Origin of the sequence: Vibrio marisflavi CECT 7928, assembly GCF_921294215.1 — a bacterium.
Lineage (GTDB): Bacteria > Pseudomonadota > Gammaproteobacteria > Enterobacterales > Vibrionaceae > Vibrio > Vibrio marisflavi.
On sequence record NZ_CAKLDM010000002.1, the window covers coordinates 993816 to 1020403 of the forward strand.

Genomic DNA, 26588 nt, shown 5'->3' on the forward strand with positions numbered 1-26588 from the left:
GAGTAATAAGATTGAACACTCAAAATGAATTGGATGATCAAGAAGACGTTGTGGTTATCGAACAACGTGATAAACGCACTTATGTATACATAATTATTGCTTTAATTGTTGGTCTTGCAGTTGGTGGCTTAATTGGATCTACCATGACGGCAAATAAGTGGAAAGCTACCCTTAGCAGAATTGAAGGCGAATACAAAAATTTGCAGCTACATACTTCGGAACTAGTGACCACAGCGAAAAATAAAGTGGCTGATGCAGATAAAGAATCACAGCAAAAAATGGAACAAGCGCTGAAGGATCAAGCAGACAAGTACCTAGCCGAAATTTCCAAGTTAAAAACTCAAGTGACTGAAGTTGAAAAAGTGAATATGTCACTAGAAGAGCAAGTTTCGACACAGAAGCAAAAAATAGACGCATCTGAGAAAACGATAAGCAAGTTGGATAGGCAAGCTGAAATACAAACAACGATGTTTGAGCACTCGAAAGAACTGTTCCAAAAAGAAATGAAAGTTAAGCAAGAGCTGGCGTCACTTGAGAAAGAACGTGAGCAATTGGTCCCTACTCTAGATGCGCTAAAAAAAGAGTGCAATCTGTATTTAGAGGGTACGTCTTGGAACGCGACTTCAGACTCTTGCAACAAAAGGGATGAAGCTCAATCGAGACTGAGTCAGGTCGATCAGTTGATTCAAGTACATAAACTGGATCTTAAGCAAATCAATGAACTTACCAGTGAAATAGGGTTATCGAAATAGTGTAGCTATGATAAATCAAGCTAGTTAGGCTTTTCATCAATTAGGAGGTGATCGATGCAGTCAATTCCAAGAGATGTAGTAGTTGGCGAAGTGATTAAAAGGGTAGATTGGACGGATAAGATTTTCACAATCTGGGTGCGATCTGATGTAGGACCATATAAAGCAGGTCAATTCACCAAACTTGCTTTACCCAACGAGGCTGGCGAGTGGACAAAGCGAGCCTACTCAATGGTTTCAAGTCACCAACTAACACCTAACGAGCTTGAGTTTCTAATTATTACCGATGACAACGGGACGTTAACGCCTAGGCTAAACCAGCTGTCGGTCGGTGATGAAGTTTATGTTGGCAAGACTATCTCGGGCTTTATGACGATTGATGAAATTCCGGACTATGCCAAAGATTTATGGCTGCTTTCTACAGGTACTGCAATCGGTCCATATTTATCCATTCTAAGAGAAAAAGAAGCTGTGCAGCGATTTAGAAAAATCGTTTTGGTGCATGCCGTCCGCTACGGGAATGAGTTGGTGTATCCAGAGCTAACTCAACAACTGATTCATCAATATGAAGGTCGACTGTTACATGTTCCTATTATTAGCCGGGAACAAGAGAGTGAAGTTCTACATGGACGCATACCGAAGTTACTGCTTAGCGGAGAAATTCAGGCTGAAGCAGCGTTAGATATTTCAGTCGACTATTCATGGGTATACATGTGTGGAAACCCGCAAATGGTGCGAGATACGGCGGAAACACTCAAGGCATTAGGACTGACTAAACACTTGAGGAAAAAACCTGGACATTTTAGTAGCGAAAATTACTGGTAACGACACGTTTTACTAGTAGGTTTTTAAGGCCTTAGGCTAATTGATGCTTTGTGATTTTTTGTTTTCTAGCTCTTTAGTAAGGCCTTGTAAATTAATATATTTACTGAGTACATCTCTTAGAACTTCAGGTGTTAATGGCTTCGGAATAAAATCGTTCATTCCAACATCAAAACACTTTTGCTTGTCCTCGCTTATAACATTAGCAGTAACAGCAATGATAGGAACATGTTTTGCCCATGGCTTACCATTGCTGCGTATTCTTTTGGTTGCTTCAAAGCCGTCTAACTCAGGCATATGGCAGTCCATCAGCACTGCATCATACTGATTGTCTAAACACAATAAGATGGCTTCTCGGCCATTTTCTGCAATCTCAACAGGTAGCCCCATATTTCCCAACATGATTTTAATTACTTGTTGGTTTACCAGTGTGTCTTCAACTAAAAGTATTCTAGGTGCATTTTCTGGACACGTTATGTGTGATAGGTCAAGCGTAGGCATCTCTGGGTTACTTGGGAAGTCGCATATATTCTGCAAAGGTTTTTTAGCGCCTTGTTGTCCGATTTTCTGTTGCTCTATTGGTAACACAATTTCGAAGAAAAACTGGCTGCCTAGTCCTTCCTGACTGACTACCTGTAGCGTTCCGCCCATTAATTCAACAATTTTTTTGCTGATTGCTAAGCCAAGGCCAGTGCCACCGTATTTTCGAGTTGTGCTGCCGTCGGCTTGTTGAAACTTATCAAAAATATCTTCGAGCTTATCTTTAGCTATGCCTATGCCAGTGTCTCGAACAGAAACCTTCACAGTAGCATTTTCGTCGCTGATATTTTGTAGTTTTATATCAAGACAAATTGAACCGTTGTCGGTAAATTTGGTGGCATTGCTAAGTAAATTGCTGATGACTTGAGTAAGTCGAGTTGGGTCACCGTTGAGTAAGTGCGGAATATCTGCTGCGATGTCACAACTAAACTGCAGGCCTTTTTCTTGGGCTTTGATGGTGTAGATATTGGCTTGTTGCTGGATGATATTGTGTAAGTCAAACGGTGTATTTTCTAGAGTAAAATGCCCAGCCTCTATTTTGGAGAAGTCGAGAATTTCATTGATTATATCAAGTAAAGTATGTGAGGAAGCATTGAGTACTTGTAGGTACTCTTTTTGTTGTGGAGTGCTGTCTAGGTCTTCTAGCAAAGCAGCAATGCCAATAATGCCGTTCATCGGTGTTCGAATCTCATGACTCATATTGGCCAAAAACTCACTTTTCTTTTGGTTTGCGACTTCTGCTTTCTGCTTGGCTGATACAAGCTCCGCATAGCTTTGGTTGAGTTGGGCGACACAGGTATTGTATTTGTTGGTTAATAGCGTGAGTTCGTCATTAAACCAACGACTTGGTAGGTTTACATGATTTGGTATTGGTCCTTCAAAATCAGCCATCGCGTCAGACAGCTCACCAATGGGTCTTACAATTAGTTTTATCACAATCAAGATCAAAACTGATACAACTAAAAAGGTCTCAATTGCTGTCATCACTAAGATTAACAGGAAATTATTCAATAAGTTGGAATAAATTGGAGCGAGATCTGAGTTAATTGTTAATGTCGCTAGGTTATAAGTTTTGTCCCCCATTTGGTGGGTCAATTTCCATACACTAATAATGCGATTGTTCTCAACAGGTGTACCAAACGACATTGCTTCACCAAAGTGGTCTTCGATTTTAATATATTGAATGCTAGGGTTTTTTAGCAGACCTAAACTCAGGCTAGTCAACTGTTCTCTATCTTCTACCCATAGTGATTGGCTAAAGCTGTTGATATTACTGTCTTTGAGCTGTTGTAAATCTTGTTTGAGTTCACTGAGTTCAGCTTTGTAATTCATATAAAAATTAATGGATGCACTAATTAGCGCGAGCACAACACTTGTGAGGACAGTAACAATCACTAATTGCTTGTCAATTCCTAGCCAACGTTTGTTTTTTCTTTGCGTCATATGCAATGTGTTTTATTTGATTTGCTGCTACTTTAAAGATAGACGTTCCTGAACATTAGTAAATAACATATAAACAAATGGAGAGGTTTATGAGGTGTGTATCTAAGATAATGTTAGCAAGCATGCTCTCGTTTGCATCCACATATTCAGTAGCCGAGGCCGTCAACTACTATGTGATAGCGAAACAAGCGCAGCCATTTCAAATTGAAGATCAGTCAGACAATCATTCAGGGATAGTAACCGACATTGTTAAAGCGATCTTTGCGGATGGAAAGTACGATATCAATTATCATACGTACCCGTTCAATCGTATGATTTCGATTTTGGAAGCGGGCGGTGAGAAAAACTGGATAACCTATGGCAGCCCAAATTGGGGGAAAGTACAGGCAGAAAACTTGTCTGATCTGCCAATTTACACCGTGAAACATGCTTTAGTTACTAGCAAAACTGGTGACTTTGAGTTCGAAGGCATGGACTCGATGAAAGGCAAAGGTGTCGTTTTGTTGCATGGTTTTGATTATCCCCAATTGGTGCCTTATATAAAGTCTGGAGAGGTTGAAGAAATTCGGGTAAAAAATTATCGATCAGCGTTTAAGGTAGTACGTCGTACTCCCGGAGACACCGCCTTTATCGAGATGTCTTCTAGGGTCAAATACAACTTAGGTAAGCTAAGCTTGGATGAGACTGATTTCGATATACAAGGCTTTAGCGATGTGATTCCAGACTACAACATCTATTTGGCATTTGATAAAAACATGGATCCGCGAATTCAAGCGTTCATCAATAAGCGACTTGCAGAGCTCACCCAATCGGGCGAAATAGAAACAATAATCAGCAAGTACATATAGTCAGCAAGCACACCTAACCATTAAGAACTAAAAAGGAGCTTGAATCTTCAAGCTCCTTTTACTTATTCAAATATTTAGCATCTATTTAATAAAGGTAGAGTCGAACATATGACCTAGCTTCGAAGCTTTGGTTTGAAGGTAGTTGCGATTGTGAGGGTTATTGCCTTCTTGAAGTGGCACTCTCTCAACCACATTAATGTTCGCGCGCTGCATCGCTTTGACTTTACGTGGGTTGTTTGTCATCAAACGGACTTGATCAATACCTAAGTAACCTAGAATTCCTTGGCAGAATTCATAGTTTCTCATATCGGCAGCAAAGCCCAATTGCTCATTGGCCTGAACAGTATCAGCGCCGTCATCTTGCAAATGATAAGCTCGGACTTTGTTTGATAATCCGATCCCTCTGCCTTCTTGGCGAAGATAGAGCAATACCCCAGCGCCTTCTTCAGAAATATTTTTAAGTGCCTTGGAAAGTTGGAAGCCGCAATCACATCGTGCGCTGAACAGGGCATCTCCGGTTAAACACTCTGAGTGAAGACGAATTAAGGGAGCTTTAACTTTGCTAATATCGCCATAAACTAGGGCTAAGTGTTCTTTTTGAGTTGCATGTTCAATGAAAGCATTCATTTGGAATTCGCCCCATTGAGTAGGAAGTTTACAAGCGTCAATAAAGCTCACTAAATTGTATGGTTTGGTTTGTTGTAACGTTTCGCGTACATCCATTAGTATTCTCCCAAGGATATTTTTTCCTTTTCCATGTCCTCCATCGCCCCAGAAATCGTCTTTATGCGAATGCTCTTTGAGCTCTATGCGGCCGGTGTTAACCAATCGATGAGCCAAGCAAGGGTTTTGGATAAACTTTGCTTTAACAATAGACTCCATAACGCTGACGCGTATGTCGTACCAGTCAGGGCGGGCATGCTTTTCGTATTTCCTACTTAGCGAAAAAGCAATATCCGGGGTTTTTGCGTTCAATATTTCTTGTTGAATGATTGAACAAGGAAACTTTTGAGCTTGGTAGTAGTGCTCGCTCGTCGGCCAAACCACGCCTGATACTTCAATATCCACAGGGTAAAAATTAGATAAAAATCCATTAGATTCAAATGGTTCATAAAATAGAATTGGATTGTCCATAATTCTTGCTCCTGACGTTGAACGTAGGTACGCATGAAATTTCACATCATCAAATCTCTATGCATCTACAAGAATAAATTTAGTTAGCCAATAATTTATAGTCAAACCGTAAGTTTGGCGAATGAGTTGTCTTTATGTGGGTATATGTGGCCTATAAGAAGCGGTTGGTTCTCTAATTCCTTGTATTCAATATGGAAATAATTTGGAGCAAAAACACAATTCTTGCGAAAAATATTATTAATTTTGTAAATAAAATCTCGTTGCTATCCGGGATGGACAATCAGATTAGTGAAGCAGCTTAGTTCATCTGGTAAAGAATGGCTTAACAGGATGCTATGTTACTTAATTGTAAGTTCCTGAGCGAGTATCGTTTTCACCTATTGATTCATGAGATCTATAAATCTGTTTATTTTACAGCTACGTAAGTCAGCATTGATTTATACAGCTTAGGTTTGTTGTCCTTATGTTTCCGATGTAACAAAAACGTTACACTTGATATCTTTTTGAGAATTATTCCTATTTTCTTTTGGAATTATAAATCTTCGCAAATTTGTAGCACAGTCTAAGTGTAAGTATTTTTCCATGCGTTTAGTGACAAGGAGTAGATAATGAATCAGCCAGAACTATCGAATACTACGGGTAACCCTTTGGGAACAGACGGTTTTGAATTTGTGGAATACACAGCGGCCACTTCTGAAGGAATAGAACAACTAAAACAGCTTTTTAGTTCGCTCGGGTTCGCTGAGATAGCAAAACATCGCTCAAAAGACGCGTGGCTATATCGTCAGGGAGACATCAGCTTTATTGTAAATGCGCAGCCGCACAGTCAAGCTGAAGAGTTCGCGAAAGTGCACGGCCCTTCAGTTTGCGGTATGGCATTTCGCGTACAGGATGCTGCTCAAGCACTAGATTATGCTGTCAGCCAAGAAGCTAAACAATACGTCACAGAAATTGGTCCAATGGAGCTAAGCATCCCAGCTGTTTATGGCATTGGTGGCAGTCTACTCTATTTCGTAGATCGTTATGGTAGCCAAAGTATTTATGACGTAGATTTTCGTTTCTATGATGATGCGGAGCAACGCCTAAAAGAGAAAGATGTTGGTCTATATGAGCTTGACCATCTAACACATAATGTTCAGCGTGGTCATATGGATACGTGGGCTGGATTTTATGAACGAATTGGCAACTTCAAAGAAATCCGTTATTTCGACATTGAAGGGAAACTAACAGGGTTAGTCAGCCGCGCGATGACTGCACCATGTGGAAAAATCCGAATTCCAATCAACGAATCCTCTGATGACAAATCGCAAATTGAAGAGTTTATCCGTGAGTACAACGGTGAAGGTATCCAACATATCGCATTGACGACGGATGATATTTATCAAACTGTACAGACGCTTCGTGATAGAGGCATGGACTTTATGCCTACACCAGATACTTACTACGAAAAAGTCGATGCCCGGGTTCAGGGGCATGGTGAAAGCCTTGAGAGTCTGCGGAAACTGAGAATCCTAATTGATGGCGCACCAGAGAAAGATGGCATTCTATTGCAAATCTTTACCCAAACTGTGATTGGCCCTGTATTTTTTGAAATCATTCAACGTAAAGGAAACGAGGGATTCGGAGAGGGCAACTTTAAAGCGTTGTTTGAGTCTATTGAGGAAGACCAAATACGCAGAGGAGTGCTAAACGATGCGTAAGTCAATTTCATATCCTCTTCGAGTCGGTGAATGTTCAAGGCAAGCTCACGCTGACTTCCCCGAAAAGGCGATTTATGAGAGGGAAGTAGGGCGAAGTGGCTTCTTTGGGCCAGCAACGCATTTTCATCATCAACACGCTCCTACAGGCTGGAGCGAATGGGAAGGTGAGCTTCGACCAAGAGCATTTAATTTTAACTTGGTAGAGACTGCGGCACAGCAATCACCTTGGGCTGTACCTAATCTATTACAAAACTCAGAGTGTAAAATTCGAGTGTGGAAGATCGACCAAAAGATGGAGTTTTTGGTTCGTAACGCAGACGGTGATGAATTGCTGTTTATCCATCAAGGAAAAGCAGATCTATTTTGTGACTATGGGCATTTGGAAGTAGGAGAAGGGGATTATGTTGTTATTCCCCGTTCGACAAACTGGCGAATAGAGCCGCATGACAAAATGTTCATTTTGATGATTGAAAACACCAATGCAAGCTATTCGTTACCCGAAAAGGGCATTGTTGGCAATCACGCAGTATTTGACCCGGCCGTATTAGAAATCCCAGATATAAACGATAAGTTTAAAGCTCAGTATTCAGAAGCAAACACTCAGGTCCAATTGAAGCGGGGTGATAAGGTTAATGTTGTGACATACCCGTTTAACCCCTTGGATGCAATAGGTTGGCATGGCGATTTATCTGTCGCGAAGCTTAACTGGCGTGATATTCGTCCATTGATGTCGCATCGCTATCATGTTCCTCCTTCAGCACATACGACATTTGTTGGCGAGGGCTTTGTGGTTTGTACCTTCGTACCCAGACCAATTGAGAGTGATCCCGGAGCGTTGAAAGTTCCGTTTTATCATAACAATGATGACTACGATGAAGTATTGTTCTATCACGCTGGTGATTTTTTCAGTCGCGACAATATTGAAGCGGGAATGGTGACATTTCACCCAGCAGGATTTAGTCACGGCCCTCATCCAAAAGCATTTCAAGCGGGCAGAGAATATAAGAAAAAATTCACAGATGAAGTAGCAGTGATGATTGATACTCGTAATGCGCTCTCATTTACTGAGCAAGCGGAACAAGTGGAAAACGATCAATATGTGTATAGCTGGCGAGAAAGCGGTAAAGCTGAATAATCACTAAGGACACAAATTATGAAATTAGCAACGTTAAAAAATGGCCAAAGAGATGGTCAGCTTATTGTCGTCAGCAAAGATTTATCACGCTGTGTTGAAGTGCCGAATATCGCCGGCACACTGCAGCAAGCACTCGACAATTGGCAAAGAGCAGAGCCACAATTGAAAGAAATATATTTGGCTTTAAATGAAGGCAATGTTAACAAAGAAAAGCCTTTTCAAGCGGTTAGTTGTGAATCCCCTCTGCCAAGAGCCTATCAATGGGCTGACGGCTCTGCTTATGTTAACCATGTGGAATTAGTGAGAAAAGCGCGTGGAGCTGAGATGCCCCCAAGTTTTTGGACAGATCCTCTTATGTACCAAGGTGGCTCAGATTCTTTTATCGGCCCTTGCGATGACATTCAGATGGCAGACGAAAGCTGGGGAATTGATTTCGAAGGTGAGGTAGCTGTTATCACTGGTGATGTACCAATGGGAGCCTCTGAAGCGCAGTCCAAGCAGTCAATTCGCCTGCTAATGCTAGTCAATGATGTTTCTCTGAGAGGCTTGATTCCTAACGAATTAGGTAAGGGTTTTGGCTTTTTCCAATCAAAACCGTCTTCTGCCTTCTCTCCGGTTGCAGTGACGCCGGATGAGCTTGGTGATCATTGGGATGGTGGAAAAGTGAATTTGCCCCTTATGTCTACTTATAACGGTGAACCGTTCGGTCGTCCGAATTCAGGTATAGACATGACTTTTGAATTTCCTAAATTGATTTCTCATGCAGCCAAAACGAGACCACTCTCATCGGGCAGTATTATTGGTTCCGGAACGGTATCAAACAAGCAAGGTACGGAGTATGGAACTGCAATCAGTGAGGGCGGTGTTGGCTACTCTTGTATTGCTGAAGTCAGAATGATTGAGACGATTCGTGATGGAAAGCCGACAACACAATTTATGCGATTTGGTGATAGCATCAGGATGGAAATGCTCGATGAACAAGGACATAGTGTATTCGGTGCGATTGATCAGAAAGTTGTTCAATATAAGTAACAAGGAAAAATAATGGCGGAAATCAAACTTTACAGTTATTGGCGATCCTCAGCAGCTTATCGTGTTCGAATAGCGTTGAACCTAAAAGGGCTCGATTACGAGATGATTCCGGTTCATTTGGTTAACAATGGAGGAGAGCAACATTCTGCAGAGTTTGTTTCCGTCAACCCGAATGAATTGGTTCCAGTGCTTGTAGATGGCGATATCACGTTGAATCAATCGTTGGTGATTATGGATTATCTGGATGCTCAGTATCCCGAACCGTCTCTTATGCCTGTTGATGCAAAGCACAAATATTTGGTGAAAGCGTTAGCACAAGACATTGCTATTGATATTCACCCTATCAACAACCTGCGTGTATTACAGTATCTATCGGGTCAATTGAATACCACTGATCAACAAAAAGGTGACTGGTATCGTCATTGGATTAACACTGGCTTTCATGCTCTTGAACAGAAGCTATCAAGTAGTGCAGGGCTATACTGCTTTTGTGACAGTGTAACATTGGCTGATGTTTGTTTGGTACCACAGGTATATAACGCTGAGCGGTTTAATGTGGACATGAGCTCTTTTCCGACGATTTCGCGTGTCACCAATCAACTTAGGCAGCACCCAGCATTTGAAAAGGCCGCACCAGAGAATCAGCCTGATGCAAATAGCTAGTTAATTTATTAAAGTAATAGCTCTGTTATGGTTTGATTCTAATCATAAAAATCGGATTGTTAGCACCATTTCCAATCCTGTTTTTGCTCGGCCAACTATACTATGAAAGTGATGCAGAAATAGGGTGATATTTCTGCTTATTTTTTGAGTAAGCGTTGGAACAAGCTATGGCATCGATGATCAATCTACTTCGCAAACTCAAAATCAGTAGTAGGTTGATGTTTGGCTATATCATACTGTTTTTGCTTGTCTTAAACGGTGCAAATCTTATCCACTACCTGACCGTCCGCAATTTGCTGCAAACTCAGATAGAGCGAGAGTTGCAGCTAATTACAGAGTCGATTACCAACAGCATTCACACTACCGCGAATACGACGATTCATAATTACCTACGGGCAATTACTCAAACAAACCTTCGTTTTATCGAACAGCAATATAAGTTAGTGCAGCAAGGCAAAATCAGTGAACCTGAAGCAAAGAAGATAATTGCCGACACTTTAAATAAGCAAAAGATTGGAGACAGTGGTTACCCATACGTTGTCGATTCGAAAGGAATTATTCAAGTTCACCCCAAAGAGGCATTAATTGGAAAGGACTTGATGCAATACCCTTTTATGCAGCAACAAACCAAACAAAAGAAAGGCTATTTGGAGTACGATTGGAAGAACCCAGATGAAAGTAAGCAGAGAGCGAAAGCTTTGCATATGCTGTATTTCGAACCTTGGGACTGGATTGTTTCCTCTTCTTCATATCGGAGCGAATTTCTTTCGTTAATCAATATTGAAGACTTTCAAGATTATATTTCATCGCAAAAGTTTGGTGATACTGGCTATACCTATGTTTTAAATTCGAAAGGGGACCTTGTTCTTCACCCATTTATCAGCGGCAACTTTTATGAAACGGAAGACTCGAATGGGTATAAGTTTGTACAAGACATGCTGAGCAGAAAAAATGGTGCGATAACATATACATGGCGAAATCCCCAAGAACAGGATTATCGAGAGAAGTATGCGTTGTTTCAATACATACCGGACTTTGATTGGTATGTTGTCAGCTCAACATATAGTGAAGAGTTGTTTCGCCCTATCAATAAGCTTTCAAACATCTATTTAGTGGTGTTAGGTGTCTCGATTGTCATTTTGGTTCTTTGCAGTGTGGTGCTAAGCCGATCTATCGTTGAGCCGTTAAATCGAGTGATGAAAAGTATGCAAACTGCAGCAACGGGTAAATATCAAACGCGAATTGCTGATTCCACTAGTGCCAATGATGAACTCAGCCTTCTAAGCCGTCATTTCAATAATTTTATGAGTGAGCTAGAACGTTCAAACAGTGAGCTTCACAGTCAAATTGAGCAAACCAATTTGGCGAGGAAACAGCAACAAGAGTTGAACAGGAAATTAGAGAAGCTCAATCAGAACTTAGAAAATATTGTTGATGAACGAACAAACGATTTACAAGAAAGCCTTGCGCAGCTAAAAGAAACTCAAGAACAACTTGTAGAGTCTGAAAAGTTGGCCGCTTTAGGCGGGTTAGTTGCAGGTGTTGCTCATGAGGTAAATACGCCGCTAGGCGTATCGGTGACGGCCACCTCTCTTGTACATGAGGTTCTTGATGAACTGACCGCAGCATTTAATAATCAATCTCTTACGAAGGAAAAATTTTCTGATTTAATACTGCAACTCAGTGAAACCGCGAGTTTACTCAGTATAAATCTGCAGAGGGCTGCAAAACTCATTAGTGACTTCAAATTGACGGCTGTCGAGCATGTGTCAGAAGTGCACAGCGCATTTAATGTAAGTCACCTAATTAATACGTTGATAGGTGGGGTTCAAACTGAAGCTCAAAAGATTCCGGTTTTTATTGCGGCTGAAGTCGATAGTGAATTGATGATGGATAGTTTGTCTGGCGTGTTGACAGAAGTAATCTCCCATTTGTTGGTCAATAGTTTTTGTCATGCGTTTCCAAGCGAGAAATTAGCAGAATTAGATACCCAAGACCTAGCACCAACGATCAGTATTGATGCTAAGCAGCAGGGCGAAAATATAATACTGTCATATCAAGACAATGGAATCGGCGTGGAAGACAAGCTACACCAAAAAATATTTGAGCCATTTTATAAGGATAAAAGGGATCACGAGGGAGCAGGGTTGGGCCTTAATCTGGTCTACAACTTGGTTAAACATAAACTGTCGGGCCAATTGTTGTTTGAATCTAAGCCAAACCAAGGTGTGAAATTTACCTTAACGTTGCCAAGGACACTTCCTGCTTAGCTGTACCATAACTTATTACCCCAGCTCGATTTCGACGTCACTCTCGATGGTTGATGAGCAAGCCAATACGTAGCCATTGTTAATTTCAGACTCAGTAAGTGGCGATTGGCTACTACTAGTGACTTTACCTTTATTCACTTTGCATTTACACGAACCACAAATCCCACTGCGGCACGCTAGTATAATTGGCAAGCCTGCTTGTTCTAATGAGTCTGCCAAGAGACTATTTTCTCCTGCTGAAAGATTGGCGCCAAACTTTGGCACTGACACTGTATAAGTGCTCTTTGAATCAGTGTCGCTTTGCTCAGGTTCATTGGTTGCTGGGGTAAAGCTTTCTTGATGAAATAAACTCATATCTACTGATAATTGTTGCAAATATGACTTCACATCAATCATAAATTGGCTTGGGCCACATAAGTATATACTTCGCTCTCGAATATCTGGGACAAGCCTCTCTAGCCACTCTTGATCTAGCCAGCCTTCATGATGGTGACTATTTTCAGCATCTTGCAAAAGTAACTGCAATTGGAAGTTATCATGGTGGTTATTTAAGGTCTCTAGCTCATAGAGATAGATGGTATTTGACAGATCGAGCGCCGTATGTACAAAAGTGATGTCTACATCATCGTTATGCAATAAATACTTAGCCATCGAATAGACAGGTGTGATTCCACAGCCAGCGCTTAGCATCAGTGCTTTTTTACGACCAGAGAAAGTAGCTGGGGGATAGTCAACGCAGTTGAACTCTCCTGCGGGAGGTAACACTGAAACGGAATCACCAATGTTTAGCTTGTCGACAACGTAATTAGACATTAGCCCATTTGGCACTTTTTTGATGGTTAGTTGAAGCTGATTTTCATCGGGAATAGAGCTTAGGGAATACGAGCGGTACTCAGTTTTGCCGTTGATTTCTATACCTAGGGAAATAAATTGGCCCGGCTTAAAGGAAAAATGTGGCCGACCATAGCTCGTCGCCAATTTCACACTGACAGCATCTGGTGTTTCATGCCACTTTTCAACACATTTGAATGTATTTTTGTCGGAACAAAGGGAAATTGATTGCATAGTATTTCTACTCGAAAATAACGGCTCACTGTGATCACAGTGAGCCTTAATGCTAGGTTAAGCTGCAAGAATGTCTTTCATATCAGCATCGACAGTCGAAATTGGACGCATGTCGAATTTTTCTTGGATGATGGCCAGTAGATTATCCGTCAAAAACGCTGGCGCTGTAGGGCCGGTGTAGATGCCCTTAACACCTAGAGCGAATAGTGTCAGTAAGATAACAATTGCTTTTTGCTCAAACCAAGATAGAACAAGTGTCAAAGGTAGATCATTGATATCACAGTCGAACTCTTTAGAAAGTGCGATTGCTAGTTGGATAGCAGAGTAAGCATCGTTACATTGGCCAATGTCTAACAGTCGTGGGATACCGTTTATGTCACCAAACTCTTGCTTGTTAAATCGATACTTGCCACAAGCCAGTGTTAAAATTACAGTATCTTCCGGTGCCTCAGTAGCAAAGTCTGTATAGTAGCTGCGTTCTTCTTTGTCACCATCGCAGCCGCCGACCAAGAAGAAGTGCTTAATATTACCTTCTTTCACTTGCTCAATAACGGCAGGAGCGGCAGCCATCAACGCGTTGCGACCAAATCCAATAGTAATATTGTGCTCAATTTCCGTGAATGGGAAGCCTTTTTGGTTGAGTGCACATTCGATAACTTGGCTGAAGTCATCACCTTCGATGTGTGCAACACCCGGCCAACCTACGATACTACGAGTAAAAATACGATCTGCGTATTGGCCAATTGTGGGATTTAACAAACAGTTTGAAGTCATTACGATTGCACCAGGGAATCGTGCAAACTCACTTTGCTGGTTTTGCCATGCACTGCCATAGTTACCGACAAGATGAGGATATTTCTTCAGCTCTGGATAAGAGTGCGCAGGTAGCATTTCACCGTTGGTATATACGTTGATACCTTTGCCTTCGGTCTGCTGCAAGATTTTCTCTAGATCATGTAAGTCATGACCAGATACAAGGATACATTTACCCTCAACGGCTTTTACATTGACTTGCGTAGGCTCTGGATGACCAAATGTGCTGGTTTCACCATGATCAAGCATTTCCATGACTTTGTAGTTCATCAAGCCAATTTGCATTGAACATTCCAATAACTCGCCAAGCTCAACAGGATCAGTACCAAGCCAAGACATAATTTGGTGGTACTCAGCATAAACTTCGTTATCTGTTTGATGTAGTACGCGAGCGTGTTCCATATACGCGGCAGCGCCTTTTAATCCGTATAAGCACAGAAGTCTTAATCCAATGATATCTTCAGAAAGTGTACCTTTCCCTCGGTTAACGACGACTTGAGGAGCAAACTCTAGAATTTCTTCAGCAGTGTCTGGTAGCTCGAACAATGCAACAGCAGGGAGTTCAGGAAGAGTCTTATCTGCTAGCTTGTATGCTGCGATAACTTTCTCACGCAGGCGCAATTTAAATACACTAGCCGTCTTAGCAAATTCGATGATTTTTTCAGGGTCGAAGTTAACGTTGGTAAGAGTAGAGAAGAAAGCTTTTGGCGACCATTGGTTGATTTCATCATCGATGATGTCGAAAGTATGGGCTAACTCAGCCCAGTAGGAGACACCTTGAAGGCAATAGACAAGAACATCCTGCAGATCTGACACTTCAGCCGTTTTTCCGCACATACCTTGTGTGTAAGAGCAGCCTTTACCCATTGCCGTTTGAATAGTCTGTTCACATTGAATACAGAACATATGAGATTCTCCAGTGTTAGTGTTTTTCTATTTGAATTAGATAGTTAACACTTAGACTGCAGATAGCGTGCCAAATCTTATATGTTTGAAATATAAAGGAATATCTAAAACTTAACTGGTTGCGAGATGTAGTTTAAACATCGGTTGCGTTGTTTAAACTACAACGTATCTCGTTATTTAAGTTTTTCTTTTGTATTTTGTACTCCCAGCTTTTTACCCATTCGATACAGATTTCCTCTATCGACTTGCAAAAACTGGGCGGCTTTTGACCAAACTCCGTCTGATTTATCCAAAGCATGATTGATTAGACTCTTTTGGTATTCTTCCACAAGATGGCGCATGCTTTGACTTTGCTGTGGGAAAAGCTTTGATGTTTTTCTTACATCGCTACTCGTTTTTAGCGAATCAAAGTGAGTTCTCTGGATAGTCTGGCTGTTATCTTGGATTGCCCGTAATGCAGATCGAGTTAAGGTATGCTCCAATTCACGAATGTTTCCTTGCCAAGGAAATTGCTCTAAAGCAGTTAGCGCTTTAGGGCTTACGTGTAGGTTTGGAACGTTAAACTGTTGGCGTACTTTTTCTAGCAAATAGCCTGCTAGTACAGGAATGTCACCCTCACGGCTTCTTAGTGGAGGTACGGCGATAGGGAAAACGTTGAGGCGATGGTAAAGATCTGCTCGAAAACAACCTTGTTCTACTTCTTTTTCAATGTCTCGATTGGTAGCAGCAATCAGCCTTACATCGACAACATGGTTCTTATCGCTGCCCACTCGTTGAATTTCGCCTTGCTGGATCACTCGGAGTAATTTCGCTTGTAAAGACAATGGTAACTCTCCCAGCTCGTCGAGGAATAGTGTCCCTCCGTCTGCCAACTCAAATTTGCCAGTACGATGGCTGCTAGCACCAGTAAAAGCCCCTTTTACATGACCAAATAATTCACTTTCTGCCAGCGTTTCTGGTAACGCTGCACAGTTGACATAAATCATCGGTTTATCACACCGATTTGATTGAGCGTGAATGTTGTGTGCGACAAGCTCTTTACCCGTGCCGGTTTCTCCGGTGATGAGCACGGCGTAATCCGATTTAGCAACAGTGGCAATATTGGTACGAAGCTGATTCATTTGCGGGCTCAAACCAATCATCTCTCCCTTCGACGACCTAGCTTGCTGAATCAAGGCTTGGTTCACCGACTTTTGTCGCTTATTTAGCTCTTTAAGAGATTTGATTTGGCCAATATTTCTAAGAGAAGCTGCAGCGAGGGCGGTAAAAGTTTGGATCGCGAACGGATCAATTTGGTCAAATGCTCCAACTGTTAATGAATCTAACGTTATGATGCCAACCAGTTGCCCTTCAACGTATAAACTGCTTCCCATACAATCGTGTACCGCAAGAGAGTTCTCCTCACTGACAAGAACGCCATCAAACGGATCAGGTAAGTTGCAATCGGCATCAAATCTTACTGGTTTATCACTTTCAACAATGGCAGCTAGACGAGGGTGTGCTTTGGGGTAAAAACGTCTGCCCAATACGGTGTTTGGTAGCCCTTTGACTGCTACAGGCGTTAGGAACCCATCGTTGTCTAATATAAATATCGCGCTAGCATCACAAGGAAACACTTTGCTGATGCCATCGACCAAGTTTTGATATTGCTTTTCACAGGAAAAGTTTGAAGATAAGTTAGAAAGAATATCGAGATAGACTTGTTTAAAGTCAACTTGCATGATGAGTTCCACTTTCATTTAGGCAGTGGAAAAATACTAGCAACCTGTCGTCGAAAGTACATCGAGATATGTGCTTATTTGATGTTTAATTGACTACAATCAAGTCTTTGTGGGTCGGATACGAAAACAGCTTTAAATTCAATGCTATTCATTACCAAATAAATGTATTCTAGACGTTGGAAAATATGAAGGACTAGAAGGGTAGTAGGGGTTATACAACCCCCTAGAATCTATATTTATGAGTTTAAGAAACGTGTAGGAAAGTTGCTGAAAATAGCATCCACTTTATGGAGGTGTTTGAACTGCTTTGGAGTATTCACGGTAAAACACCAAACTTGATAGCCCGTATCATGTAACTTCTCAATATGTCTCGCGCTTACCCAGCGATAGTAGAGGTGACAACTAAATGCGTCTATTTCGTTAAGCAATGACCAAAGACTGGCAGAAAGTCGTTTGCCAATGACACCTAACTTATAGTCAGGGCATGTCGCGTGCAGCAAACGCATAACGTCATGGCTAAAGCTGGAAAGCAGTATGCTCTCTTTACTTAAAGTGGTCTTACTCAGTGCTTCAACAACTTTGTCTACCACGGCTTTAGTGTTTGCCGTATCTATTTTTATTTCTATGTTTATGCTCAGGTTTTGCTCTGAGACTAGCTGTAACATCTCATCAAGCGTTAGAATACGTTCATTAGTGAACTTCGAATCAAACCAACCTCCAAAGTCTAGTTGGCGTAACTCTTCCAATGTATGAGCATCAACACGACCGTGTCCATTGCTACATCGATCCACGGTATGATCGTGGTTTACAACTAATACATTGTCTTTGGTTGGTTGCACGTCAACTTCAACCCAAGTTGTCCCCATGTTTGCAGCGGCCTCAATACTGGCTTTAGTATTTTCTGGGTGCGTGCCTGCTGCGCCTCGGTGGCCAACGATCAACGGTGACATAGTTATTACCTTCAATGTTTAAACTTCCTAGTACTGATAATACAGCACGATTATTCACTTGCTGTGTTCTTTTGCAATGAATAGGGCGTTGAAAAGAGTGGCTAACTTTATCTAGTGAAAGTTTCAATTCGATGAAAGCAAAAATAGCGGCTCAATCGGCCGCTATTTTCTACAAGCAATATCTTTGTTTGTGGTTCTAAAATCTATACTGGATGCCAGCCATCAAGCTGGTGATTTCTCCGGTATCTCCAGTGCCGTTGTCACCGAAATACTTCGTAGCGATAAGGTTCACAGAGGTCTGTTGGTTTAGGTTTACACCAAAACCTGCTGCCAGTAATGGCACTATGTCTGTATTGGTGCCACCAAAGTTGGCATCATCCATCACTTGAAGCGAGAGCCCTGCCTTGCCTATCACATAGAAGGCGGGATTAAGATCGAGTTTCATGACTCCAGCAGCATCGTAAGCGTAGTTGTTTACGGTATCGTAGAATACGTTGCTTCCACTTCGTTTACGAATATTGGCACTACCCAGGTAGTTAATTGAGCCTTCAAATCCTGCTTGAACTTGAGGAGCAGTTTCGGTTAGAGCTCCGACAGAAACTCCTAGTCCTGTATCATCGGTGCTGGTCGCATAGGTGCCACTATAGAACACATTATCATTGTTGGTTACGCCAATATGGCCATTGACGTACGGGTTAAATTCAGCGGCATTCGCGCCAAAGCTGGCAACGGCAAGGCCTATGATTAATGCTTTTCTCATTTTTCACTCTTTATGCTGTTATTCGAATTATCGACATCATTTCTGATAGTTCTAGGCGGATAATAAGATGACTTTTTATTAATTCAATAGCGCTGAAATTACGTACAGGTCACTATATAACCCTATGTAAATATGCAGAAAAACTAATGACAATTATTGGGTGGCTTGCAAGTCTAAGTGATTGATTTAGGGTGGTTGGTCTGATGTCTATGTCATGGAAATGACCAGCGCCTTTCTGTGTTAACTTTCAGTCATTTCACGCCATGCTGTTGAGAGTGGTGCTGGTTACTAGCGAATTGGACAATCTTGATTGAGATACTGAATGGCAGAATGGTTGTCGATCATAGAGACATAGTCACCGTTGTCGTTAATAACTATCCAAGGAAATTCACGACCATTGCGAATTTTCTCTTTTACTTCGTAATGACTGAATGTCTCATGGATTTCGACAAACTTGGTTTTCATCATAAGGCTGGCAGGCTTGTTTAGCGAGTGCAAGTCACGTGTAGTTTCTTTGTCTGTGCCTAGAGAAATAGGACAGTGGTGGTTGAATGTTTCTCTATCTACATAACCGACACATCGTTTGCCATTGAGTACCGGTAGCACAGTAAAATCAGTGCTATCAAAAATTTCTTTTATGGTGACCAAATGTACTTCAGGGTCAATAGAGGTTGGCCGATAAGTTAATTCAGTGTTGCTGTGTATATGCTTTAGTTCTGTTTTCAAGTTTCCAGTTAAAGACTCAAAATCGCACTCATCAATTTCATCTATTGGTTTTGGTCGGTCAAAATAGTAACCCTGTATTAGGTCGACATTCAGAGATTGTAAAATTTTAATCTCTTCTTCATTTTCAACACCTTCTGCAACGACTTCAACACCTAGTGTGTGCGATAATTCTGTAATCATCTTCACAATATAGTAATTGTGAGATCCTAAAGTGATGTCCTTTATAAACTCACGATCAATCTTTAAAATGTCAAAATTACCATTCTTTAAATAAGCAAAAGAAGAATACCCGGTGCCAAAATCATCGATGGCGACTTTTAGTCCACTTTTTCTGAGGCGGTGTAGAATCTCAGAATTTGAACTCTCACTATTAAAGTACGCGCTTTCAGTTAGCTCTAGGGTTATATAGGGAAGATCTTTAACATGTTTCCTTAACATTCTAGCGACGTTTTTAAATAGGGATTTTATGGGTTTACCTGCATTTATCGATATATTAAAACATATTTCGATATCTCTGCCGTGGATTTTACTTAGTTGTTTTCTAGCGTCGATAGCTAGTTCTGCAACGACTAAATCTAGCTCCGAAATTAGATTGAGATCTTCCGCTACACTAATGGCTTCTTGAGTGTTTAGTATTTCACCTTCAGCTGAAGTCAGCCTACACAGTGTTTCATATTTGATAGCTTTCCAACTTTGGGTACAGACGATAGGCTGGAAATATGCGTCTATACGTTTTTCTCTGATAGCCTCTGCCACAGTTTGTTCTAATTGAATACGGCTTTTTGCTTTGTCGTGCAAGCTCTGATTGAAAAAGCAGACACGATGGTTGGTAGTAATATGTTTTTCATACATGGCTTGTAAGGAGTGGGAGACCAGCCTTGTAGAAGAGTTTGCATCTAATCCTAATACAGAAACACCAATGGTCGTCTCAGTGACAACATCATATACCTCTTCGTTTGCACCTAGCTTTATTTTTTCGAACACGTTTTTTATGGTATCAAAGATGGCAAGAGAGTGAGAGCTATCGCTACTCTTTGGATAAGGAATTGCTATAGAGAATACTTCGTTTTTAATAAAGCCGCTTATAATCTGGCCTTGGATTTGTGCGATTGAATTACCAAGAATTTTTCTTCCTTCAATTCTATTTTCTTCTAGAAAACTAGGAGAAAATGAAACTACCATCAACCCATAGCCTTTTGGTAGTATTTTGAGTGCGATATCAATTTTGTTTTTATATAGGCTTTCACTTGGTAGTTGGGTTAATAAGTCAATGCCACCGCGTTGAGTACCGTCTATTACGTCCAAAGCTCTGGATAAATCACTGCAAATGCCAAAGAAAAATACATTATTATCTTTGCTGATTATTTTTTGAATGGTTAATTGTTGGGGTATTGCAACACCATCTTTTCTTTTGGTTAGTATTTTTCCTGACCAAGATCCTTTATTTCTGATCTCCTCCCACATTTCCTTGTAAAACTTTCTACCGTGTTTGCTTGCACTAAAAATACTTGTCTTTTTACCAAGTAAATCGCTAACGTCATACAAAGTTGAGCGCTCAAAGCAGGAATTGCACAAAATTATTTTAGTGTCACTGTCGGTAACGAGAATACCGTAATGAGAACTATCAAAAAGCTGTTGGAAGTAACTGATGAGATCGTTGGTGTTTGGGCAAATAAATATCGGCTTTATAAAACCAGCTATCAGTGTAGAACTAAGCTTTTTAGCGGATATAAGCCAGTAGCTCAATATATTGAATTTATTTATACAAACCTTAATTGGGGCAGGTTCTTCACCTTGGAATAGTTTGCTGATGTATTCGAAAAATTTATTCTGCTCTGGCTTATCTAAAAGTGGCAGAAACTCGTTTTCAAACGGGGATGTTTCCGATAAGGACATTGCTCTTTTTATATCTTCAAGTCCTACAGAAATGCTATTGTCTGCGGCGTTGAGAGTCCACGGAATTTCCTGCCCACTATTTGTCGCAATATGGGCGTTGTCGTAGATTTTCTGGTTAGATGGAATTATTTGGCTCATATGGTTTAAACCTATTTAGAAATTCCCTTTCTCTATTATTCTACCAGTATAGTATTAAAACACTAAAATAAATGTGGACTTATACTAGTAAAAAGGTATAGCAACGAGATTTGTCAATAGCCGAATAAGGTATTCATTGAAAGTGGTATTTTCGCAGTTTTTCTAGTTATTGTGGTTAGGTATGCAACCTAGGACGAGGTGGTAGGGTGTTGTACATTCCGTAAGCGTTTGTCTATTCTTGTGTATTGGTATTAAGTAGAGAGAATATTTCTACTTGATAATGAGAGCTTTTATCATTAAGCTTGATTCTCATTCAACGGACGCCTTTTAGATCCAGAGTAATTGATTGCTATTATGAGACTTTTCAAACTTGGCGTGCTGGTCGGGATGTCCTGCATGCTTTCCACAGCCTACGCAAATGAGTTCAATGCAGCTCAGGCGATACAAAACAAAACCAATTCCAACTCTATTCAAAGTCAAATGAACATAGATACAAGTTCACAAGCTGCAATTAAGCTTAGGGCTGAAATTGAGCAGTTAAAGCAGCAAGTAAATGACTTAACGATTTACCGAAATCACCTGTCCGCAATGATTGAAAACCAGAACCAAGAAAAAACGAGTATCAACACTCAGATTGGCGAAATCAACCAGACGCGCCAAGGGTTGGTTCCTTTGATGTACCAGATGATCGACGGCTTAAAGCAGATCATCGCTACCAGCAAACCTATACAAATCGAGCAAAGAGAAGCTCGCGTTACTAAACTACAGGCTTTGATGTCTCAAGCGGATGTCAGTGATGCTGAAAAGTATCGCCAAATTATTGAGGCTTACCAAATCGAACTGGACTACGGTAACAAGCTGCAACAGTATCAATCGCAAATTGGCCTTTCTTCTGGCAAGAAAATAGAAGCGCAGATTGTGCATTTAGGAAAAGTAGCTCTGATAGCTCGCAATCCCGACCATTCTCAATACTGGTTTTGGAGTGACAAAGCTAACGGTTGGGTACCTGCAGATAGTTCGACTTATCAAAGTCTGAACCAAGCTTATTTAGTAGCAAGTAAACAAGAAACGCCTAGTTTGCTGACGTTGCCTGTGTCTCTTAACGTAGCAAAAGGAGAGATGAAATGAGAGTTATGACGAATATTCTAGTTTGTTGTCTCGCCTTAGCGTCTTTTAGCTCGGCAGCAAGCCAAGATTTGGTTACTAAAGCGCAGCAAGAAAATCAGCAGCAAAAAGTACTAGATTCCAAACGCCAAGCTGAGTTTAAACAAACAGAGCAGGCATTGCGTAAAGAGAAAGCTGAATTGCTGAGACAGCGAAATCAGATTCAGCAACAAACAGATCGACTAACCAAGCAATTTAGCACTAATGAAACTCAGTTGGCGAAATTGCAAGATAAGCTGAGATTACAATCAGGCAGCTTAGGTGAACTTTTTGGTGTCGTGAGACAAAACGCTAAGGAGTTGCAAGCTGATATTAGTCATTCAGTGACCAGCGTGGATGCTAATAAGTACTCATCAGTTGTTAGCCAAATTGTTGCGGCGAAAACGTTACCGTCAATTAAGCAGCTAACGGGTTTGTGGAAAAGCTTTGAAGAGCAGATTTCGGCGAGTGGCCAACTAGCTAAGGTACAAGTACCATTTGTGGAAGGCGATGGACAAGTGAAAACTGTCGATGCTATTCGCTTGGGATCTTTCGGTTTAATCACCAATAAGGGCTACGTTAATTGGAATGCCATATCTAGAGAGGCTAACGCTTATATCAAGCAGCCATCTGACGGTCCAACACTTTCTTCGCTGGCTAGTTTGTCCATAGGGCAAGTACAGAGTGTCGTGATCGACCCATCTAAAGGTGAAATTTTGAATCAACTTGGTGAAGTGCCAAGTATGATGCAAAGATTAAAGCAGGGTGGAGTTGTTGGCGAAATTATCATCGCGTTACTTGTTCTAGGGATTGTTATTGCGGGCATTCGGGGTGCTTACCTGTTTAAGGTTCAAAAACAAATTAGTAAGCAGCTTAAGGAGCCTGAAGCACCGACTGATAACCCACTTGGTCGAGTACTAAACGTATATCATCAAGAACCCAATCGTTCAGTTGAAGCGCTTGAATTGCGCTTACTAGAAGCAATCGTTGATGAACAAGCTCACTTGGAAAAAGGCTTATCCATGCTAAAGCTTCTAGCGGCTATAGCTCCAATGCTAGGTTTACTTGGTACAGTGGCAGGTATGATAGAAACTTTCCAAGTGATTACTCAGTTCGGTAATGGTGACCCTAAAGTAATGGCTGGTGGTATTTCTATGGCACTTGTCACTACAGTTCTTGGATTGGTGTCAGCTATTCCACTTCTTCTAGCGCACAATGTTTTGAGTTCTCAGGCAGAAAAAGTACGTACTATTTTGGAAAAACAAGGCCTTGGTATTGTCGCTGAACAAGCAGAGCGAGATAGCAAAGGAATCACTCCAGCAAAGGTGCAGTCACCTAAAAGTACTGTTGGAAATGTTGCGTAATGAACTTTGCTTCTTTCTTTCATTGGTTAGGCATCGAGGCGCTAAACATTCCTTGGTTAGAGTCGCTGCATCATTTTATGCTGCAAGGTGGACAAATACTGTGGTGGTTAGCGGGTCTGGTGTTTATCTGTTGGCTTCTCATTGTTGAGCGTTATGTTTATATCTTGGTTCATTTTCCTAAAGAGAGGCAGAAGTGGGTTAGTGATTGGTTGGCAAGAGACGATCATAATTCTTGGTACGCAACCTCTATCCGTGATGGCTGGCTAGGCAAAGCGCACATTCAGTTGCAGAAAAACCTTAATATTATCAAAGTGCTGGTTTCGATTTGTCCAATGTTAGGTTTACTTGGAACAGTTACAGGGATGATTTCTGTGTTTGATGTAATGGCTACACAAGGAAGTAGTGATCCTAAATTAATGGCATCAGGTATTTCTTTGGCGACTTTACCTACATTAGCCGGAATGGTAGCAGCACTGGCTGGTATGTTCGTCCACGCCCGTTTATCAAAAAAGTGCCGCATGTTAGAGCTTAAATTAGAAAAATCTTTAAGGAGTCGCCAATGAGACTTGGTCGACGTCACAGCAAAATAGAAGAAGCGCAAATCGACTTAACTTCTATGCTTGATATTGTATTTATCATGCTGATCTTTTTTATCGTTACTAGTTCATTTGTTAGAGAGTCTGGAGTTGAAGTCAATGCACCGAAAGCATCGCACGCAGTAAACCAAAAAAGCTCCAGTATTTTTGTCGCGATAACTTCGGCGAATGATATTTATATAGATAAAAGAGTTATCGACCCTGAAAGGGTGCAAGCAACGCTAGAAAATCTGACTATCGATAAGCCAAATGCGTCGTTGGTAATACAAGCGGATAAACATGCCTACAACGGTACAGTCGTTGAAGTGATGGATGCCGCGAAAGGGGCGGGCATTAAAAGCATCGCTTTAGCCGCGGAGAAACCGTAAATGTCTAGGTGGATCATCGCATTTCCTCTTGCATTTGTTGTAGCAGTAGCTTTGTTTAGTTTTATGGCTTGGATGGTCACGGATGACGGCCATACGACTCCGAAAGCTAGTGACAACCTGAGGTTCGATTTGTTTATGAATCAAACTCATGAGCATGTACAACGTCGCCAGCGAATACTGCCAAAACCACCGAAAGCAGTACCAGCTCCACCAACATCAACCCCAATGAGTGTTGGAGCTCCTAACACTCAAGTCTCCCCTCAAGCGCTACCTTCGCCTTCGTTTGCTGCTGCAGGGATTTCCAGTTCAATCGACGGAATTAGTATCAATGCGCCAACACTCGGAGGAATGGGAGGCAACCAGCAAGCGCTACCTATTTATCGGGAAAAACCACGATACCCAATGGTAGCGTTAAAAAGAAAGCTGGAAGGGTATGTTGTGCTCAAGTTCAATATCGATAAGCAAGGTCGTCCTACTGACATAAGCGTTGTTGAAGCTAAGCCAAAGCGCATATTTGATAGGAATGCACTCTTAGCTCTAAGAAATTGGAAATATCAACCGAAGATTGTGGATGGCAACCCTGTAGTTCAAGTTGGTTTCGTTCAGAAGATAGACTTTAAGATATCAAAATGAAAAATTACTTAAGCCTATTACTACTTTTACTTTTCTGCTCTCAAGCTGCTTATGCTAGTGGCGAACGCTTGAGTCAATATACAAACAATATGGTTCAGCAGGCGAATCATCTGGTAGGTGAAAAAGAATTCGCTCAAGCTATCCAATTGTTGAAAAAAGCAGATCTGTCACGTGAGTATGACAAGGTATATGTAGCGAGAATGCTTGGGGTTATTTACTGGCAAAACAATCAGAACAAATTAGCCATCCAACAGCTTTCTACTGCAGTAAATAGTAATGTTTTACATGATGAGCAGGCTTGGACGACCAAGAAAATGCTGGCCGATCTTCTTTTGATGCAGCATCAATATGAGCAGTCACTTCACTACTACTATTCTCTAATCGACAATATGCCTAAGCAAGAGAGTGGTGCCGATGTATGGCTGAGAATAGCACAAGCGAACTATCAGTTAAGTCGTTGGAAGCAAGTGCTGAGCGCTATGAAGCAGTACGATGAATATAAAAAAGCTCCTACGGTTTCACCAATTTCGCTAAAGCTTGGAGCGCAAGTTCAGCTTCAGCTTTGGCACAAGGCGGCTGTTACAGCAAACAGATTGATAGCCTTAGAGCCTGAAAACCTTATCTGGTGGCGACAATTAGTTGCGATTCAGCTGCGTGAGAATAAAACGAAAGCGGCACTTAACACTATGTCGCTTGCTAAACTGCAAGGTTTGCAGCTTACGCAAAAAGATATCCAGCTTTTAGCGCAATTATATGCCCAAGTAGGTATTCCGTTGCGAGCCGCTCAAACGATGGAGCAAATTAAAGATATTAGCTCAGATATTAACCTTTTGACTCAGCAAGCGGCTTATTGGCAGCTTGCTAAAGAATGGCCAAAAGCTGTGAAAAGTTGGCTGCTGGCGGCTAAAAAAAATAACAAATATCGATGGAATGCCATTCAGATTCTTACGCAGCAAGGCGAAGATAAAAAAGCAATATCAGAGTTAGACAAAATAACTGCACCTAAACAGCAAGCTAAGGTCGCTCTTATTAAAGCTCAAGCGTACTACCGGTTAGGCGATATAAAATTGGCTGTTGAACAGGCTAAGTACTCCAAGAAACTGAAAGATACAGAAGAGGCTCGTAGCTGGGTAGATTATTTGGCCACTCAGCAATAAATGCAAACAATTATCA

The 26588-nt window shown here is 41.2% G+C and carries 22 protein-coding genes; 14 read left to right on the plus strand and 8 right to left on the minus strand.

Annotated elements, in window-relative coordinates; all coding sequences use genetic code 11:
- Window positions 1-11 precede the first annotated feature (11 nt).
- Together L7A31_RS11280 and L7A31_RS11285 are read left to right on the plus strand one after the other, a co-directional pair.
- Window positions 12-752 carry a chromosome partitioning protein ParA gene (locus tag L7A31_RS11280; RefSeq protein WP_237361613.1) on the plus strand — a complete coding sequence of 247 codons (741 nt, stop codon included), beginning with the start codon at window positions 12-14 and terminating at the stop codon, window positions 750-752.
- 54 nt (window positions 753-806) lie between these two features.
- Window positions 807-1574 (plus strand): ferredoxin--NADP reductase, encoded by a 768-nt coding sequence (locus tag L7A31_RS11285; protein ID WP_237361614.1) that lies wholly within the window; start codon window positions 807-809, stop codon window positions 1572-1574.
- Between the two features lie 36 nt (window positions 1575-1610).
- Here the strand turns inward: L7A31_RS11285 and L7A31_RS11290 are convergent, their stop codons facing one another.
- Window positions 1611-3554 carry an ATP-binding protein gene (locus tag L7A31_RS11290; RefSeq protein ID WP_237361615.1) on the minus strand — a complete coding sequence of 648 codons (1944 nt, stop codon included), beginning with the start codon at window positions 3552-3554 and terminating at the stop codon, window positions 1611-1613.
- Window positions 3555-3643: 89 nt separating this feature from the next.
- Between L7A31_RS11290 and L7A31_RS11295 the strand changes: the two genes are divergently transcribed.
- Window positions 3644-4402: a substrate-binding periplasmic protein gene (locus tag L7A31_RS11295; RefSeq protein WP_237361616.1), complete on the plus strand. Its 759-nt coding sequence runs from the start codon at window positions 3644-3646 to the stop codon at window positions 4400-4402.
- 81 nt (window positions 4403-4483) lie between these two features.
- On the opposite strand, the gene ribA is transcribed toward L7A31_RS11295, so the two are convergent.
- Entirely contained in the window at window positions 4484-5536 is a 1053-nt protein-coding gene (gene ribA, locus L7A31_RS11300; RefSeq protein WP_237361617.1) for a GTP cyclohydrolase II, read from the minus strand.
- A gap of 608 nt (window positions 5537-6144) precedes the next feature.
- Here ribA and hppD point away from each other — a divergent pair.
- The 5 genes from hppD (at window position 6145) to L7A31_RS11325 (ending at window position 12336) form a co-directional block, all read left to right on the plus strand.
- Window positions 6145-7236, plus strand: a complete 1092-nt coding sequence (hppD, locus tag L7A31_RS11305; protein ID WP_237361618.1) for a 4-hydroxyphenylpyruvate dioxygenase — start codon at window positions 6145-6147, stop codon at window positions 7234-7236.
- Window positions 7229-8371 (plus strand): homogentisate 1,2-dioxygenase, encoded by a 1143-nt coding sequence (locus L7A31_RS11310; RefSeq protein ID WP_237361619.1) that lies wholly within the window; start codon window positions 7229-7231, stop codon window positions 8369-8371. The genes hppD and L7A31_RS11310 overlap by 8 nt, the downstream gene beginning before the upstream one ends.
- Before the next feature lie 18 nt (window positions 8372-8389).
- Complete coding sequence (locus tag L7A31_RS11315) at window positions 8390-9403, plus strand: fumarylacetoacetate hydrolase family protein (protein ID WP_237361620.1); 1014 nt, start codon at window positions 8390-8392, stop codon at window positions 9401-9403.
- Between the two features lie 12 nt (window positions 9404-9415).
- Window positions 9416-10066, plus strand: coding sequence for a maleylacetoacetate isomerase (maiA, locus tag L7A31_RS11320; protein ID WP_237361621.1), 651 nt, complete (start codon window positions 9416-9418; stop codon window positions 10064-10066).
- A 167-nt stretch (window positions 10067-10233) separates the two neighbouring features.
- Window positions 10234-12336, plus strand: a complete 2103-nt coding sequence (locus L7A31_RS11325; protein WP_237361622.1) for a cache domain-containing protein — start codon at window positions 10234-10236, stop codon at window positions 12334-12336.
- A 15-nt stretch (window positions 12337-12351) separates the two neighbouring features.
- Here the strand turns inward: L7A31_RS11325 and L7A31_RS11330 are convergent, their stop codons facing one another.
- From L7A31_RS11330 to L7A31_RS11355, 6 genes are all read right to left on the minus strand, one after another.
- Window positions 12352-13401 carry an FAD-binding oxidoreductase gene (locus L7A31_RS11330; RefSeq protein WP_237361623.1) on the minus strand — a complete coding sequence of 350 codons (1050 nt, stop codon included), beginning with the start codon at window positions 13399-13401 and terminating at the stop codon, window positions 12352-12354.
- Between the two features lie 57 nt (window positions 13402-13458).
- A complete protein-coding gene (gene hcp, locus L7A31_RS11335) occupies window positions 13459-15120 on the minus strand; it encodes a hydroxylamine reductase (RefSeq protein WP_237361624.1) in 1662 nt (553 codons plus the stop codon).
- Between the two features lie 173 nt (window positions 15121-15293).
- Window positions 15294-16841, minus strand: a complete 1548-nt coding sequence (norR, locus tag L7A31_RS11340; RefSeq protein WP_237361625.1) for a nitric oxide reductase transcriptional regulator NorR — start codon at window positions 16839-16841, stop codon at window positions 15294-15296.
- Between the two features lie 236 nt (window positions 16842-17077).
- Window positions 17078-17791, minus strand: a complete 714-nt coding sequence (locus L7A31_RS11345) for a glycerophosphodiester phosphodiesterase family protein (protein WP_237361626.1) — start codon at window positions 17789-17791, stop codon at window positions 17078-17080.
- Window positions 17792-17987: 196 nt separating this feature from the next.
- On the minus strand, window positions 17988-18551 hold the full coding sequence (locus L7A31_RS11350; protein ID WP_237361627.1) for an outer membrane beta-barrel protein: 564 nt from the start codon (window positions 18549-18551) through the stop codon (window positions 17988-17990).
- Window positions 18552-18839: 288 nt separating this feature from the next.
- Window positions 18840-21311, minus strand: coding sequence for a sensor domain-containing phosphodiesterase (locus tag L7A31_RS11355; RefSeq protein WP_237361628.1), 2472 nt, complete (start codon window positions 21309-21311; stop codon window positions 18840-18842).
- Window positions 21312-21665: 354 nt separating this feature from the next.
- Here L7A31_RS11355 and L7A31_RS11360 point away from each other — a divergent pair, with 354 nt between their 5' ends.
- Genes L7A31_RS11360 through L7A31_RS11385 form a run of 6 tightly spaced genes read left to right on the plus strand, consistent with a single transcriptional unit; the run spans window position 21666 to window position 26572 of the window.
- A complete protein-coding gene (locus L7A31_RS11360) occupies window positions 21666-22439 on the plus strand; it encodes a DUF3450 domain-containing protein (protein ID WP_237361629.1) in 774 nt (257 codons plus the stop codon).
- On the plus strand, window positions 22436-23818 hold the full coding sequence (locus L7A31_RS11365) for a MotA/TolQ/ExbB proton channel family protein (RefSeq protein WP_237361630.1): 1383 nt from the start codon (window positions 22436-22438) through the stop codon (window positions 23816-23818). The genes L7A31_RS11360 and L7A31_RS11365 overlap by 4 nt, the downstream gene beginning before the upstream one ends.
- A complete protein-coding gene (locus tag L7A31_RS11370; protein WP_237361631.1) occupies window positions 23818-24381 on the plus strand; it encodes a MotA/TolQ/ExbB proton channel family protein in 564 nt (187 codons plus the stop codon). The genes L7A31_RS11365 and L7A31_RS11370 overlap by 1 nt, the downstream gene beginning before the upstream one ends.
- Window positions 24378-24782, plus strand: a complete 405-nt coding sequence (locus L7A31_RS11375; RefSeq protein ID WP_237361632.1) for an ExbD/TolR family protein — start codon at window positions 24378-24380, stop codon at window positions 24780-24782. Before L7A31_RS11370 ends, L7A31_RS11375 begins: the two co-directional genes overlap by 4 nt.
- Window positions 24783-25415 carry an energy transducer TonB gene (locus tag L7A31_RS11380; RefSeq protein ID WP_237361633.1) on the plus strand — a complete coding sequence of 211 codons (633 nt, stop codon included), beginning with the start codon at window positions 24783-24785 and terminating at the stop codon, window positions 25413-25415. It begins immediately after the preceding gene.
- Window positions 25412-26572, plus strand: a complete 1161-nt coding sequence (locus L7A31_RS11385; protein ID WP_237361634.1) for a tetratricopeptide repeat protein — start codon at window positions 25412-25414, stop codon at window positions 26570-26572. Before L7A31_RS11380 ends, L7A31_RS11385 begins: the two co-directional genes overlap by 4 nt.
- Window positions 26573-26588 lie beyond the last annotated feature (16 nt).